Here is a 13,239-nt window from a genome sequence, read left to right as displayed (position 1 = left end):
CCGGATGTCACCGGACGCCATATCAGCGCACTTTCAGGCGATTGGGAAGCGTGCGGGATATCCGCGTCTGGCCGTGCCGGAATTTATAAGTGCGCGCGGGCTCTTCGACTTAATTCTTCTTGCGCGCCTTCGCCGGCACTTCCTTGGCATAGAGGTCCGGCTTGAAGCCGACCACGCGCTTCGGTCCGAGGTCGAGCACCGGGCGCTTGATCATCGAGGGCTGCTCGGCCATCAGCGCCAGCGCCTTGCGCTCGTTGAGGCCTTCCTTGTCGGCGTCGGGCAGCTTCTTGAAGGTGGTGCCGGCGCGGTTGAGCAGCGTTTCCCAGCCGACCTCGTCGCTCCATTGCTTCAGCTTGTCCTTGCCGATGCCGGCAGCCTTGTAGTCGTGAAAATCGTAGGCGACGCCATGATCGTCGAGCCAGGCCCGCGCCTTCTTCATGGTGTCGCAGTTCTTGATGCCGTAGATCGTGATGCTCACTGCCATTCCCCGCACGTTGCGAGCCGTGGAAGCTAGCCCCACGGCAGGCGCCGCGCCAGACCGGATGCAGCCGCTCTCCACACCGATCTTGGCGTTGCCTCAATGCGCATAGTGCGTGAACACGAAGTCGAAGTCCTTGGCGTGCGCTTCGTGACAGGCAAAGCAGGTCTCGTGCTGGGCGGCATCGACCGGCTTGCCGTCGATGAAGCGGCCAAAACCCCAGCCGCCGGTTGCGGCATATTTCACGGAGTCCTTGACCATGACCTGGACGGTGGTCGCCGGTCCCGTGACGAAGGCGCCGTTGAGGCCGGCGACCGGCTTGCGCTTCCAGGCCAGCTTGACCAGCGTGGTGCCATCGGGGAACGGCGTCTTGTTCTCCTGATAGGCCTTCACGGCGGTGGCATTGCCGACGACGCCGCGCAACTCGTCGAGCCCGGTCTCCTCGCCGACCGCAATCAGCTTCCAGTCGCGATAGCCGGCGGGAATTTTCACCCCGAAGATCGGTGCTGCCAACGCCGCATCGTCGGCATGTCCGACAGCGAACGGCAATGACGCGGTGATGCAGGCTGCCGCGATCGCGGCAGCTGCCCATTTCAAACTCAGTGTCATGGTTTCGTTGCCTGCGCCTGCTCAGAGCTTGCTGACGTCGATGATCGCCTGGGTGAATTCCTGCGGCGCTTCCTGCGGCAGGTTGTGGCCGATGCCGCCGGGCAGCTGGCGATGCTGATAATGTCCGGAGAATTTCTTGGCATAGGCGGCGGGCTCCGGATGCGGCGCGCCGTTGGCATCACCCTCCATCGTGATGGTCGGGATCGCGATGACGGGCGCCTGCGCCAGCGTCTTCTCAAATGCGTCGTACTTCGCCTCACCCTCGGCGAGGCCCAGCCGCCAGCGGTAATTGTGGATCACGATGTCGACATGATCGGGATTGTCGAAGGCCACCGCGCTGCGGTCGTAGGTGGCGTCGTCGAACTTCCACTGCGGCGAGGCCAGCTGCCAGATCAGCTTGGCGAAATCATGCCGGTTCTTGGCATAGCCTTCGCGGCCGCGCTCGGTCGCGAAATAGAACTGGTACCACCATTGCAGCTCGGCCTTCGGCGGCAGCGGCATCTTGCCGGCAGCCTGGCTGCCGATCAGGTAGCCGCTCACCGACACCATGGCCTTGCAGCGCTCGGGCCACAGCACGGTCATGATGTTGGCGGTGCGCGCGCCCCAATCATAGCCGCCGAGCACGGCCTTCTCGATCTTCAAGGCATCCATCAGCGCGATGATGTCGGCGGAAACCGCGACCGGCTGGCCGCTGCGCATCGTGTCGCTGGAGAGGAAGCGCGTCGAGCCATAGCCGCGCAGATGCGGCACGATCACCCGATAGCCGGCCTCGGCCAGCGCCGGCGCGACGTCGGCGTAGCTGTGGATATCATAGGGCCAGCCGTGCAGCAGGATGACGGCGGGACCGGTCGCCGGGCCCATCTCGACATAGCCGACGTCGAGCACGCCGGCGTTGATCTGCTTGACCGGACCGATCGAGGTGTGGGCGCCGGCCTTGATCGCAGGAAGCGCCGCCTTGGTTTGGGCGCCCGCCGATCCGAACAGGCCGAATTTGGCCGCGACGACGGTCCCCGCGGCGATGCCGAGGAAGTGACGGCGCTGTTGATTGATGGATGGCGACATGGCGATCTCCTTAAGTCTGGTGTCGCGGCAAGTTATGCCAGAGCCGGGACGGCTGCGCTTTGAGACGACGTGGACTTGGCCTTCAGGGCGTCGTGATTTTTGCTTGTCCGCGGCTGTGCTAGGTTCCGCCACCTGCCAAGCGACCGGCCGCCGGATCTTCTGATTTGCCCTATCGTTTCAACGACTTCACCCTTGATCCCGAGCGCCGGGAGCTGCGCCGCGGCGGCGCGCTGGTGGCGGTCGAGCCGCAGGTGTTCGATCTGCTCGAGTTCCTGATTGGCGCCCGCGCCCGGGTGGTCAGCCGCGACGAGGTGCTGGCTGCCGTCTGGCAGGGCCGGATCGTCTCGGAAGCGACGCTGAGCAGCCGGGTCAATGCCGCGCGGACCGCGATCGGCGACAATGGCGAGGAGCAGCGGCTGATCCGCACCCTGCCGCGCAAGGGCCTCCGTTTTGTCGGCGAGGTCAGGGAGGACACAGCGCCCGACCGTCCGATCGCGGAAAGCCCGCGGCCGAGCGAGGGGCCCTCGATCGCGGTGCTGCCCTTCACCAATATGAGCGGCGACCCCGAGCAGGACTATTTCGCCGACGGGATCGCCGAGGACATCACCACCGCGCTGGCCCGCTGCAGCCGGCTGACGGTGATCGCGCGCAACTCCGCCTTCACCTACAAGGGCAAGGCGGTCGATATCCGCCAGGTCGGCCGCGAGCTCGGCGTGTTCTATGTGCTGGAGGGCAGCGTCCGCCGCGGCGGCAATCGCTTGCGGATCACCGGACAGCTGATCGACGCCGTCTCCGGCGCGCATCTGTGGGCCGACCGCTTCGACGGCGCGGCGGATGATGTGTTCGAGCTGCAGGACCGCATCACCGAAAGCGTGGTCGGCGCGATCGAGCCGACGCTGCATGTGGCGGAGGCCGAGCGGCGCCGTAGCGCGCCGCCCGAGACGCTCGATGCCTACGACCTGCTGCTGCGCGCCTACAGCCTGCGCTACGAATTCACGCCCGAGAGCATGGCGGCCGCAATCGACTGCCTCGACCAGGCCCTCGCGCTCGATGGCGCCTACGCACCCGCACTGGCGGCCTCGGCCTATTGCTATGCGATGCGCCACGTCCAGGGCTGGCTGGTGCCCGATGACGCCTATCGCGAGCGCGCGGTGGCGCAGGCCTGGCGCGCGGTCGAGCTTGCGCCAAGCGATGCGCAGGTGCTGTGGATGGCGGCGTTCGCGATCTGGAACATGGCCGACGAGATCGAGCCGGCGCGCGAATTGTTCGAGCGCTCGCTTGCGATCAACCCGAACTCGGCGATGGCGCTGACGCTTGGCGGCTGGATCGAGGCAATGCGCGGCAACCAGGCCACCGGCCGCGCCATGATCGAGCGCGCGCAGCGGCTGAACCCGCGCGACCCGCGCGGCTGGTTCGCCGCCGCGGCGCTGGCGATCTGCGCGGTGCTCGACGGCAACTTTGCCGACGCGGTCGTCTGGGCCGACAAGGCGCTGGCGCAGAACCGCCGCTTCGCAGTGGCGCTGCGCGTCCTGATCGTGGCGCTGGTCAAGACCGGCGACACCGAGCGCGCGACCCAGACCGCGCGCGAGCTGCTCAAGGTCGATCCGGAGTTTTCGATTGCCACGTTCCTGTCGCGGATTCCGTTCCCGGTCGAGGCGATGTCCAGGACCTATGTCGAGACGCTGAAGGCGGCCGGCGTGCCGGACTGATGCTGCTCAGCCGCCCCCGCCCGGCTCCAGCGCCTCGCCGAGTTCGATCGGATGCGCCATGGTCTCGTGCAGCGCGTCCTTGTCGAGCTCGCCCTCGGACAGGCTGATCACGACGCAGGCAACGCCGTTGCCGATCAGATTGGTCAGCGCGCGGCACTCGCTCATGAACTTGTCGATGCCGACCAGGATCGCGATCGACTGGATCGGGATATCAGGCACGATCGACAGCGTCGCCGCCAGCGTGATGAAGCCCGCGCCGGTGACGCCGGAGGCGCCCTTCGAGGTGATCATGGCGATGCCGAGAATGCCGAGCTCCTGCCAGATCGTCAGATGCGTGTTGGTGGCCTGCGCCAGGAACAGCGTCGCCAGCGTCATGTAGATGTTGGTGCCGTCGAGGTTGAAGCTGTAGCCGGTCGGGATGACGAGGCCGACCACCGAGCGCGAGGCGCCGAGATGCTCCATCTTCTGGATCATCTGCGGCAGCACCGTCTCCGATGATGAGGTGCCGAGCACGATCAAGAGCTCGTCCTTGATATAGGCGATGAAGCGGATGATCGAGAAGCCCGACAGCCGCGCGATCGCGCCGAGCACGATCAGCACGAACAGCACGCTGGTGAGATAGAAGGTGCCGATCAGCGCCGCCAGATTCACCAGCGAGCCGAGGCCGTAGGCGCCAACGGTGAAGGCCATGGCGCCGAATGCGCCGAGCGGCGCGAGGCGGACGATCATGCGGATGATGCCGAAGAACATCTTTGCGGCGGTGTCGACCGCCGCCGCGATCGGCTCGCCGACCTTGCCCATGAATACGATGGCAAAGCCCGACAGGATCGAGATCAGCAGCACTTGCAGCAGGTCGCCGCGCGCCACCGCGCCGAAATAGCTGTCCGGAATGATCGCCAGCAGATGGTGGACGATGCCCTGCTCCTTGGCCTGCGTCACGTAGGTGGAAACCGACTTCGGATCGATCGTGGCCGGATCGATGTTGAAGCCGTGACCGGGCTGCAGCAATTCGCCGACCAGGAGGCCGATCGCCAACGCCACCGTCGAGACCGTCTCGAAATAGATCAGCGCCTTCAATCCGACGCGGCCGACGCGCTTGAGGTCGCCCATCGAGGAGATGCCGTGCACCACGGTGCAGAAGATCACCGGCGCGATCATCATCTTGATCAGCGCGATGAAGCCGTCGCCGAGCGGCTTCAGCTCCTTGCCGAGGTCGGGGTAGAAGTAGCCGACCAGCACGCCCGCGAAGATCGCGATCAGCACCTGAATGTAGAGGATCTTGTACCAGGGCTGGTGATGGTGATGGGCAACGGGCTTGATTGCGGCTGTGGTCATGAGGTGCCCCGGGCTGGATCTAACTCGACTGGTGGTGTCATCTTGGCGGAGCGGCGCATAGGCGACAATGCCCATTCTTGCTCACTGCATGCCATTCTTGCTCACTGTCGCGCAAGGACGACAAGGCGCTGGGTTCGCACCAGTGCGAGCACGAATCTGGCATATAGTGCGGGCAAGCTGGCATCGGAGGGCAATGGATGGAATTCACGATACTGTTTCTTGCCATTACGACCGTCATGCTGGTTGCGTGGCGAGGTCCGCGTCCGCTCGCAGTCGGCCTGTTCGCAGTGGTGCTGATCGGCTGTGTCGCGACCTTCCTGCACCACGCCACCGACCGGCTCAACCTGTCGTTCTAGGGGCCGGCCATGACCGACACGCAGGCCACGACGTTGAATGCGCTCGCGCTGTACGGCGTTGCGCTGGTGCTGGCTGCGGCCTTCGCCGCCCAGTTCCTGCTGCACGAGCTGCCCTGCCCGCTGTGTCTCTTGCAGCGCATCCTGTTCGCGATGCTGGCGGTCGGTCCGATCCTCAATGTCCGCTTCGGGCCGCGACCGAGCCACTATGCACTGTCGCTGCTGACGGCGGTTGCGGGCGCCGTGGTCTCGACACGGCAGGTGCTGCTACACATCCTCCCTGGAGATGCCGGTTACGGTTCGGCGCTGCTTGGCTACCACTACTATAGCTGGGCGCTGATCGGCTTCGTCGCGGCCATCGTCCTGCTCGCGATCATGCTGCTGTTCGACCGCCAGTTCGATCACCGCGCGACGCAGCCGCAGCCGGCCGGCCGCTTCGCGCAGGGCGCGGTGTGGCTGGTAACCGGACTGACGGCGCTGAACGTGATCTCCACTTTGCTCGAATGCGGCTTTGGCGCCTGCGCCGACAATCCCGTTGTCTATGAGCTGCTCAGGTCGGGCGCTTAGGAATATTCAGGCCGCGCTCCACGGCCGGCCGCTTGAGGGCGCGCTCGAGCCAGCCGGCGACATGCTTGAACTGATCGAACTCGACCAGCTCGCGTGCACCGTAGAAGCCGATCAGATTGCGCACCCAACCGATCATCGAGACGTCGGCGATCGAGTATTCGTCGTCCATGAACCACTGCCGCCCGGCGAGGCGCGTTTCCATCACGCCGAGCAGGCGTTTTGACTCGGCGACGTAACGCTGCAGTGGCCGCTTGTCCTCAAAATCCTTGCCGGCGAATTTGTGGAAGAAGCCGACCTGGCCGAACATCGGGCCGATGCCGCCCATCTGAAAATGCACCCATTGGATGGCCTGATAGCGGCGCGTGGCATCTGAAGGCAGCAGCCTGCCGGTCTTCTCGGCGAGATACTGCAGGATGGCGCCGGACTCGAACAGCGGCAACGGCTGGCCGCCGGGACCATTGGGATCGATGATCGCCGGGATCCTGCCGTTCGGATTCAGCGACAGGAATTCCGGCGTCTTCTGGTCGTCCTTGCCGAAGTCGACCAGATGCACCTCGTAGGGCAGCCCGATCTCCTCGAGCATGATCGAGACCTTCACCCCGTTCGGCGTCGGCAGCGAATAGAGCTGCAGACGATCCGGATGCTGGGCGGGCCAACGTTTGGTGATTGGAAAAGCCGAGAGGTCGGTCATGTCGATGTCTTTGCCTGATTGCGCTTGGGTGATTAGTGTAGGGGCCTCGATGCCAGCCGCAAGGGCCGCACATGAGCGATCAGCCGAAGCCGGAACGGCTTGGTCTTTCCGACGACGAACTGGCCACGCATCCGACCGTGTTCGCGGCGGATGCACTGGCCGGTCAGGTGGCGGTGGTCTCCGGCGGCGCCGGCGGCATCGGGCGGGCCATCGCCTGGCTGCTGGCGCGGCTCGGCGCCCATGTCGTGGTGACCGGCCGCAACGGTGACAAGCTCGCCGCACTCGCCGATCACCTCATGCGGCGCGGCTTGAAGGCCTCCGCGCACGTGGTCGACATCAAGGATGCGGATGCGGTCAACGCCATGTTCGATGCGCTGTGGGCGCAACACGGCCGCATCGATCATCTCGTCAACAGCGCCGGCGGCCAGTTTCCGCAGGCCGCGATCGACTTTTCGATCAAGGGCTGGAACGCGGTCATCAACACCAACCTCAGCGGCACCTGGTACATGATGCAGGCCGCCGCGCAGCGCTGGCGCTACCACCAGCACGCCGGCAGCATCGTCAACATCGTGGTGGTGACGAGCCACGGCCTCTACGGCATCGCGCACACCATCGCGGCGCGGTCCGGCGTGATCGGCCTGTCGCGCGCGCTCGCCGTCGAGTGGGCGCCGCTGAACATCCGCGTCAATTGCATCGCGCCCGGCGCGATCGAGACCGAAGGCTGGAACGTCTACAGCGAAGCGGCGCGCGCCGCCTACCCGCGCTCGAACCCGATGATGCGCCCCGGCTCTCCCTGGGACATCGCCGAAGCCGCCGTCTATCTCACCGGCCCCTCCGGCAATTTCATCACCGGCGAGACGCTGACCGTCGACGGCGGCAGCCAGCATTGGGGCGAGACCTGGACCACCGGCAAGCCGGATTATTTTCGCGAGTGACGCCCGTCGTCCTGGCGAACTCTGTCGTCCTGGCGCAAGCCCATAGGCGCTAAAATAGGATTTGCACGTTAGATTCGTGTGTGATTCCAAGGAGAGATGGGACACGAATCGCTTTTGAACGAAGACTGGGCGCATGTTGTGACTCGGCTTGGTGGTGCCGAGGCGTTGGAGGTTGGCGCGCGCGAGACGAAGGCGTTTGTGCGTCCGCGCGAGATCAGCAATGCGGTCGATTTGCTGCGGCTGATCCTTGCGTATTGTCTGGGCACGAGAGGCCTGCGGTTGACGGCGGCATGGGCAACCTCGGTGGGCCTTGTCGATATTTCCAATGTGGCTCTGTTGTATCGCTTGCGTCAGAGTGGGGATTGGCTGGCGCAGCTGATAGGCCGGGCACTTGCGAGCGCTGCGCCGAAGGCAAGCCGCGGTCGACTGATCCGCATCGTTGACGCCACGACGGTGCCCAAGGCTGGAACCGGCGGCAGGCAGAAGAACGCGGTGTGGCGCATCCACAGTGCGTTCGATCTTCCGCGAGAGCGTTTTGGCCACTTCGAGCTGACTGATCAGCGCGACGGCGAGACACTGGACCGGATTCCGGTGGTTGCCGGCGAGATCCGTCTTGCCGACCGCGCCTATCTGCAACCGGAGCGCATGGCGCATCTGGTCGAGGCCGGTGCGGACTTCGTGATCCGCTCGGGCTGGAAGAGCGCCCGCTGGCTGGATCGCAAAGGCAATCTGATCGATCTCGTCGTCGAACTGCGCAAGGCCTCGGCACGCGGCATGATCGACCGGGCGATCTGGATAAAACGCAAGTCTGGTGGCTCGCCGCTCGCTGTCCGTTTAGTTGCCGTCAAGAAGCCGGCCCAAGCGGCCGCAACTGCACGGCGCAAGGCACGCAGGACGGCCCAGAAGGGAGGCCATCAACTCTCCAGGCAAACGCTTGAAGCCGCAGATTGGGTGATCCTGGTGACCTCGCTCAAGCCCGAGGACTTCTCAACGGCTGACGTGCTTGCCCTTTACCGGCTGCGATGGCGGATTGAACTCGGCTTCAAGCGACTGAAGAGTCTGATCGGCTTGAAGGGACCTCCAGGAACCGACGAGCGGTCAGCCAGACCCCATATCCTCGCTCATCTACTGATCATTCTTCTGCTCGAGCCGCTTGTCGACGAACTCGAGGACTCTCCCCGCTTGGCCGAAGCCGCCTGACCGGACCTGCAGCATGGCGCCTGCTCCGTCAGCTCACCGCCTCACTGCTCCAAGCCATCATTCCCCAGCCAACGATCGCACGTCTGCGCAGAGCCAGCGTCGCTCTCCAACGACATCTGCGCGAGTCTCCGAGACGCAAGCGCCGCTATCAGGCCATGATCGAACTATCTTAGCGCCTATGGGCGCAAGCCAGGACCCATTACCCCGAATGCTAGTTGCGGGGCGATGACTAGGCCCGTTCCTCTTCAACGACCCGATCCTGTGGTTATGAGTCCTGGCTATCGCCAGGACGACGCTGGTGGTGGCATCACTTCCCATCATCAAAACTGACGATGACCGCGGCGTTCGCGATCAGGATCGGGTCGTTGCCCTGATCGGACGGGATCTCGAGTCCGCCGGCGATCGCCTTCACCGTCTTGGTGCCGTAGGGCAATTCCTTGGCCACCGCCGCGGTATCGACCTCCTCCGGATTCGGCACCGCGATGGTGACGTCGACGAACATGTCGTTGGCGGTCTTGCCGAGCATGCGGAAGAAGCCGAGGCTGGAGTGGCGGATCGCGTCGGAGACCGCGCGCTTGGCGGCCTTGGTGGCGTCGCGGCCGTGAACGTCGACGCCCATGCCCATTTCGGTGATACAGCGCACGCGTGTCATGCAAATGTCCTGTGGTCGTTGGCGGGAGAGAGCTTCCCTCCTTCGGCTGCCGCGCCCGCGCCGTCAAGCCGGGTCCCTCGCCTCGCCCACGCCATTGTGATCACGACCTGCGAGCATCCACACCGCGACGCCGGCGAGGATCGCCGCCGCCACCACCAAAACGCCGGCGGCGCTCCAGCCCCACGCCGAGACCACGGCGCCAACCGCGATCGGTCCGGTGACCTGGCCGAAATTGCTGCCGGTCATCAGCAGTCCCATCATGACCGGAACCATCGATGCGGATCGCGCCGCCATCGGTGCGGTCGCGAGCAGGGTCGCGGGAATCGCGCCGCCGACCGCGGAGAACAGCAGGCACAGCAGGAACGCGCCCGTCCCGCCGAGCACCGGCAGGAAGATTCCGAGCGCGGAAGCGCCCATCACGAACACGGCGAGCGCGATCAGTGCGGCGCGATGGATGCCGCGGGCGAGCAACTGACCGGCAGCGAGGTTGCCGGTGACGTTGGCGGCGGCCGCGAGCGCGCTGAGCGCGCCGGCGCTCTGGCCGGATACGCCGAGGCGCTGCGTCAGCAGGATCGGCAGGAAGCTGAACAAGGCGAAGAACATCAGGCTGTAGAGCGCAAACAGCGCGGTCAGCAGCGCCGGACTGCGCCGGCGCGCCAGCGCCGCCGCTTCGCGCAGCAGGCCACCTCGCGCCGGTCCGCTCCGCGCTGCGGTGCCCGGCACGATCACGACCGCGAGCACGAACAACACCGCGACCATCAGCGCACTGGCCGACCAGATCGCGCGCCAGCTTTCGAATAGCGGGCCGGCCAGCAGCGCCAGCGCGATGCCGAACGGCATCACGCAGCTCCACACCGCCATGGTGACGTCGCGGGCGCCGACCGCGACGACACGGTCGAGCAGTGCCGGCGCGGCGACCATCGTCAGCAGGAAGCCGAGCCCTTCCAGCAGGCGCGAGGCCAGCAGCACCGCCAGCGACGGCGCGAGCGCGCCGATGCCGGCGCCGAGCGCGATGGCGGCGAGCCCGCACAGCAGCACCCTGCGGGCGCCGATCGCGGCGACGACGACGCCGGCCGGGATGCTGCCGAGCATCCCCAGCAGCGCGAAAATACCGGCGATGGTTCCGATCGCGGCGAGGTCGATGCCGAAACTGGCCTGCAGCATCGCCGCGGCAATCGGCACCTTGCCGACCTGCACGGCGGCGGCGATGCCGCAGCCGACGACCACCGCGACCGTCGCCCAGCGCTTCGCCTCGCCTTGTGGCCGCACCGCCGTCTCGATCGTCATGCGTTCACCCTGCCCTTGCCGTGCCCTTGCGCGGCACCGGTCGGATCGTGAGGAGATAGCGTTTCCCGGCCATCGACAGCAGTGATATGTTTTGCATCCAACTGATCGATTTCATAGATCATGCTCGACAACCTCACGCTCGACCAGATCCGCATCTTCGTCGCCATCGCCGAGAGCGGCAGCTTTCGCGCCGCCGCCGGCCGGCTGGCACGGGTGCAGTCCGCGGTCAGTCATGCCGTTGCCAATCTCGAGGCCGAGCTCGGCCTCACGCTGTTCGATCGCTCCAGCCACCGCCCCGCCCTGACCGCCGAAGGCAAGGCGCTGCTCAGCAATGCGCGCGACCTCTTGCTGCGCGTCGATGCGATGCGGGCGCGGGCGCGCGGGCTTGGTGACGGGGTGGAATCCGAGCTCTCTGTGATCGTCGACACGCTGTTTCCGCTCGCCGCCGTCGGCGCCGCGCTCACCGAGATGCGCGCCGCCTATCCGTCGGTCGGCGTGCGGCTCGCGGTCGAGCCGATGGGCGGACCGATTGAAGCCTTGACCGAACGGCGCAGCGCGCTCGCGGTCACGGTCGGCGAGGATTTTCGCGACCCGCGCCTTGCGCTCGATGCGATCTGCGCGGTGCAGATCGTGGCGGTCGCCGCCGCCAGTCATCCGCTGGCACGCCGCGGCCGCAAGACCGTCGCCGACCTCGCCGATCACCTGCAGATCGTGCTGTCCGACCCGACTTCGCTGTCGGAGGGCCGCAACTTCGGTGTGCTGTCGCCGCAGACCTGCCGGGTCAGCAATCAGGATACCAAGCACGCGATGATCCTCGCCGGCCTCGGCTGGGGCCGCCTGCCGCTCTGGCAAGTGGCGCGCGACCTGCGCGAGCGCCGCCTGGTGCGGGTCGAAACCCGCGCGCTCGGCCGCAACGCCGCACTGACGATGGAAGCGTATCTGGCGCATCGGCTCGACGAGCCGCTCGGCCCCGCAGCGCGCGCGTTTGCGGATGCGCTGACGCGGATCGCCGCGGGCGGAGGCAAGCGGAAGGCGAAAGCGAAAGCGAGGAGTTGAGCTAAGGGAAGCCGCCTCCACAAACACGATGTCGTCCCGGCCTTCGCCGGGACGACGCTGAGTTTGTCTTGCTACCCCTGCTTCTGCAGCACCGTAATATGCATGCGGCGGCGGATCGCCATGCCCTGGCGCCGGTACAGCGCGATCGCCGATGTATTGTTGGTGAAGACGTGAAGGAAGGGGATTTCGCCGCGCGCCACGATCTGGCGGCCGACGGCCGCCAGCAGCGCCTGGGCGTAGCCGCGGCCGCGGTGATCCGGATGCACGCAGACCGCGGTCATCTCGGTGTAGTTGCCCGGCTTCATCCGCTCGCCGGTCATCGCGACCAGCTCGCCATCGACGCGGATGCCGAGAAAGCTGCCGAGCTCGTGGGTCCGCGTGCCGAACGGCCCAGGTTTTGTCAGCTCCACCAACGCCGTCATCGCCGGGACGTCGGCCGCGCCGAGCGTGACGATGTCGACGCCGGACAGCGAGCACTCCGCCGGCGTGCCGATCATCTGCTCGCCGGTGTCGGCCAGCAGCAGCTTGAAATCCGGCGGCACGTTGACGGCGTCCGGCGTAAACAGCACCGCCATCTCGCGCCCCGACAGCAGGCCACCGAGCGCCGCAAAGCTGTCCGCCGACAAATCGACCATGTCGGCGAACGGCGCGATGGCGACCGGATAGCGCAGCGCAACGCCACCGCCCTCGGCGAGGCCCCGCTGCCGCGAGGTCAGCGCGCTCCAGATCGGACGATCGAGTGGATGGGATGGCGGGACGGCGGACATCTGGCGCTTTACTCCTTGTTGTTTTCAGGAGCAGAGCAGCAAGAGCCGGCAAAATCCAGCATGGCTTGCGCCGTTTTGGCACCCGATCACGCCAGCCGTGCGTCAGGTTTCGCGATCGGGCTTGCCGGCCTTCGTGCAGTTGGCCTATGGCTTGGAAGTCTCCATGTTTCCTGCGACGCATGCGCCTCAAAACCTTCGAAGCCCATTGTCTGCGCCTCCCCGCAGCCACCAAGGTGGTGCAATGGGAGGGCACGTCGGTGTTCAAGGTCGGCGGCAAGATGTTCGCGCTCGGCGGCGGGTTCTGCGAACAGTCCGGCGGCGGCTACATGTTCAAGACCTCGGCCATGGCCTACCAGATGCTGATCGAGCAGGGCCTGGCGCGACCGGCGCCCTATCTGGCGCGCGCGATGTGGGTGCAGCTGGTCCGCAACAATTCGCTGCGCGATGCCGAGCTCAAGGCCTATCTCGGCGAGGCGCACGCGCTGATCGTCGCCAAGCTGACGCGGAAGTCGCGCGAGGCACTCGGGCTTGCATGACC

16 protein-coding genes are annotated in these 13,239 nt (G+C 66.1%); 7 read left to right on the top strand and 9 right to left on the bottom strand.

All coding sequences use genetic code 11. The features are described 5' to 3' along the window. Positions 1-109 precede the first annotated feature (109 nt). The 3 genes from XH93_RS19020 to XH93_RS19010 all read right to left on the bottom strand — a co-directional run bounded on the left by XH93_RS19020 (position 110) and on the right by XH93_RS19010 (position 2,149). A complete protein-coding gene (locus tag XH93_RS19020) occupies positions 110-478 on the bottom strand; it encodes an ArsC family reductase (RefSeq protein WP_194475230.1) in 369 nt (122 codons plus the stop codon). A 99-nt stretch (positions 479-577) separates the two neighbouring features. Beyond that, a complete protein-coding gene (locus XH93_RS19015) occupies positions 578-1,087 on the bottom strand; it encodes a cytochrome P460 family protein (RefSeq protein WP_139483023.1) in 510 nt (169 codons plus the stop codon). A gap of 21 nt (positions 1,088-1,108) precedes the next feature. Next, positions 1,109-2,149: an alpha/beta fold hydrolase gene (locus XH93_RS19010; protein ID WP_194474729.1), complete on the bottom strand. Its 1,041-nt coding sequence runs from the start codon at positions 2,147-2,149 to the stop codon at positions 1,109-1,111. Between the two features lie 164 nt (positions 2,150-2,313). Between XH93_RS19010 and XH93_RS19005 the strand changes: the two genes are divergently transcribed. Further along, complete coding sequence (locus XH93_RS19005; RefSeq protein WP_194474728.1) at positions 2,314-3,858, top strand: winged helix-turn-helix domain-containing tetratricopeptide repeat protein; 1,545 nt, start codon at positions 2,314-2,316, stop codon at positions 3,856-3,858. Positions 3,859-3,864: 6 nt separating this feature from the next. On the opposite strand, the gene XH93_RS19000 is transcribed toward XH93_RS19005, so the two are convergent. Then, complete coding sequence (locus XH93_RS19000) at positions 3,865-5,193, bottom strand: dicarboxylate/amino acid:cation symporter (protein WP_194474727.1); 1,329 nt, start codon at positions 5,191-5,193, stop codon at positions 3,865-3,867. Between the two features lie 197 nt (positions 5,194-5,390). Here XH93_RS19000 and XH93_RS18995 point away from each other — a divergent pair, with 197 nt between their 5' ends. Both XH93_RS18995 and XH93_RS18990 read left to right on the top strand, forming a co-directional pair. After that, positions 5,391-5,549, top strand: a complete 159-nt coding sequence (locus tag XH93_RS18995; protein ID WP_194474726.1) for a DUF5993 family protein — start codon at positions 5,391-5,393, stop codon at positions 5,547-5,549. A gap of 9 nt (positions 5,550-5,558) precedes the next feature. After that, positions 5,559-6,113 (top strand): disulfide bond formation protein B, encoded by a 555-nt coding sequence (locus XH93_RS18990; RefSeq protein ID WP_194474725.1) that lies wholly within the window; start codon positions 5,559-5,561, stop codon positions 6,111-6,113. On the opposite strand, the gene XH93_RS18985 is transcribed toward XH93_RS18990, so the two are convergent. Next, complete coding sequence (locus XH93_RS18985) at positions 6,097-6,804, bottom strand: glutathione S-transferase family protein (protein WP_194474724.1); 708 nt, start codon at positions 6,802-6,804, stop codon at positions 6,097-6,099. The genes XH93_RS18990 and XH93_RS18985 overlap by 17 nt on opposite strands. A 71-nt stretch (positions 6,805-6,875) precedes the next feature. Between XH93_RS18985 and XH93_RS18980 the strand changes: the two genes are divergently transcribed. Then, entirely contained in the window at positions 6,876-7,739 is an 864-nt protein-coding gene (locus XH93_RS18980) for an SDR family oxidoreductase (RefSeq protein ID WP_194474723.1), read from the top strand. Positions 7,740-7,835: 96 nt separating this feature from the next. Next, on the top strand, positions 7,836-8,939 hold the full coding sequence (locus tag XH93_RS18975; RefSeq protein WP_194472081.1) for an IS4 family transposase: 1,104 nt from the start codon (positions 7,836-7,838) through the stop codon (positions 8,937-8,939). A 307-nt stretch (positions 8,940-9,246) separates the two neighbouring features. On the opposite strand, the gene XH93_RS18970 is transcribed toward XH93_RS18975, so the two are convergent. The 3 genes from XH93_RS18970 to XH93_RS42755 all read right to left on the bottom strand — a co-directional run bounded on the left by XH93_RS18970 (position 9,247) and on the right by XH93_RS42755 (position 11,000). Next, complete coding sequence (locus tag XH93_RS18970) at positions 9,247-9,591, bottom strand: Lin0512 family protein (protein WP_139483030.1); 345 nt, start codon at positions 9,589-9,591, stop codon at positions 9,247-9,249. Positions 9,592-9,654: 63 nt separating this feature from the next. Further along, entirely contained in the window at positions 9,655-10,878 is a 1,224-nt protein-coding gene (locus XH93_RS18965; RefSeq protein WP_194474722.1) for an MFS transporter, read from the bottom strand. Further along, positions 10,875-11,000: a hypothetical protein gene (locus XH93_RS42755; protein ID WP_256436633.1), complete on the bottom strand. Its 126-nt coding sequence runs from the start codon at positions 10,998-11,000 to the stop codon at positions 10,875-10,877. The genes XH93_RS18965 and XH93_RS42755 overlap by 4 nt, the downstream gene beginning before the upstream one ends. On the opposite strand from XH93_RS42755, the gene XH93_RS18960 reads away from it, so the two are divergent. Next, the gene (locus XH93_RS18960; RefSeq protein ID WP_194474721.1) at positions 10,999-11,934 is read left to right on the top strand and encodes a LysR family transcriptional regulator; all 936 of its coding nucleotides are present in this window, start codon (positions 10,999-11,001) and stop codon (positions 11,932-11,934) included. The two genes, XH93_RS42755 and XH93_RS18960, sit on opposite strands and share 2 nt — an antisense overlap. Before the next feature lie 71 nt (positions 11,935-12,005). On the opposite strand, the gene XH93_RS18955 is transcribed toward XH93_RS18960, so the two are convergent. Next, on the bottom strand, positions 12,006-12,701 hold the full coding sequence (locus tag XH93_RS18955; RefSeq protein ID WP_194474720.1) for a GNAT family N-acetyltransferase: 696 nt from the start codon (positions 12,699-12,701) through the stop codon (positions 12,006-12,008). A 179-nt stretch (positions 12,702-12,880) separates the two neighbouring features. Here XH93_RS18955 and XH93_RS18950 point away from each other — a divergent pair, with 179 nt between their 5' ends. Beyond that, entirely contained in the window at positions 12,881-13,237 is a 357-nt protein-coding gene (locus XH93_RS18950) for an MmcQ/YjbR family DNA-binding protein (protein WP_194474719.1), read from the top strand. Positions 13,238-13,239 lie beyond the last annotated feature (2 nt).

Source organism: Bradyrhizobium sp. CCBAU 51753 (genome assembly GCF_015291565.1).
In the GTDB taxonomy this organism is placed as follows: domain Bacteria; phylum Pseudomonadota; class Alphaproteobacteria; order Rhizobiales; family Xanthobacteraceae; genus Bradyrhizobium; species Bradyrhizobium ivorense.
Note: the sequence above shows the minus strand (reverse complement) of the source record. Positions and strands in the feature narration are given on the sequence as shown.

Excerpts from the sequence above, each read along its gene's own strand:
- XH93_RS18965 (WP_194474722.1), bottom strand. The coding sequence starts at position 10,878 with ATGACGATCGAGACGGCGGTGCGGCCACAAGGCGAGGCGAAGCGCTGG.
- XH93_RS18995 (WP_194474726.1), top strand. The coding sequence starts at position 5,391 with ATGGAATTCACGATACTGTTTCTTGCCATTACGACCGTCATGCTGGTT.
- XH93_RS18985 (WP_194474724.1), bottom strand. The coding sequence starts at position 6,804 with ATGACCGACCTCTCGGCTTTTCCAATCACCAAACGTTGGCCCGCCCAG.
- XH93_RS19010 (WP_194474729.1), bottom strand. The coding sequence starts at position 2,149 with ATGTCGCCATCCATCAATCAACAGCGCCGTCACTTCCTCGGCATCGCC.
- XH93_RS19000 (WP_194474727.1), bottom strand. The coding sequence starts at position 5,193 with ATGACCACAGCCGCAATCAAGCCCGTTGCCCATCACCATCACCAGCCC.
- XH93_RS18980 (WP_194474723.1), top strand. The coding sequence starts at position 6,876 with ATGAGCGATCAGCCGAAGCCGGAACGGCTTGGTCTTTCCGACGACGAA.
- XH93_RS18970 (WP_139483030.1), bottom strand. The coding sequence starts at position 9,591 with ATGACACGCGTGCGCTGTATCACCGAAATGGGCATGGGCGTCGACGTT.
- XH93_RS19015 (WP_139483023.1), bottom strand. The coding sequence starts at position 1,087 with ATGACACTGAGTTTGAAATGGGCAGCTGCCGCGATCGCGGCAGCCTGC.
- XH93_RS18975 (WP_194472081.1), top strand. The coding sequence starts at position 7,836 with ATGGGACACGAATCGCTTTTGAACGAAGACTGGGCGCATGTTGTGACT.
- XH93_RS18960 (WP_194474721.1), top strand. The coding sequence starts at position 10,999 with ATGCTCGACAACCTCACGCTCGACCAGATCCGCATCTTCGTCGCCATC.
- XH93_RS42755 (WP_256436633.1), bottom strand. The coding sequence starts at position 11,000 with ATGATCTATGAAATCGATCAGTTGGATGCAAAACATATCACTGCTGTC.
- XH93_RS18955 (WP_194474720.1), bottom strand. The coding sequence starts at position 12,701 with ATGTCCGCCGTCCCGCCATCCCATCCACTCGATCGTCCGATCTGGAGC.
- XH93_RS18950 (WP_194474719.1), top strand. The coding sequence starts at position 12,881 with ATGCGCCTCAAAACCTTCGAAGCCCATTGTCTGCGCCTCCCCGCAGCC.
- XH93_RS18990 (WP_194474725.1), top strand. The coding sequence starts at position 5,559 with ATGACCGACACGCAGGCCACGACGTTGAATGCGCTCGCGCTGTACGGC.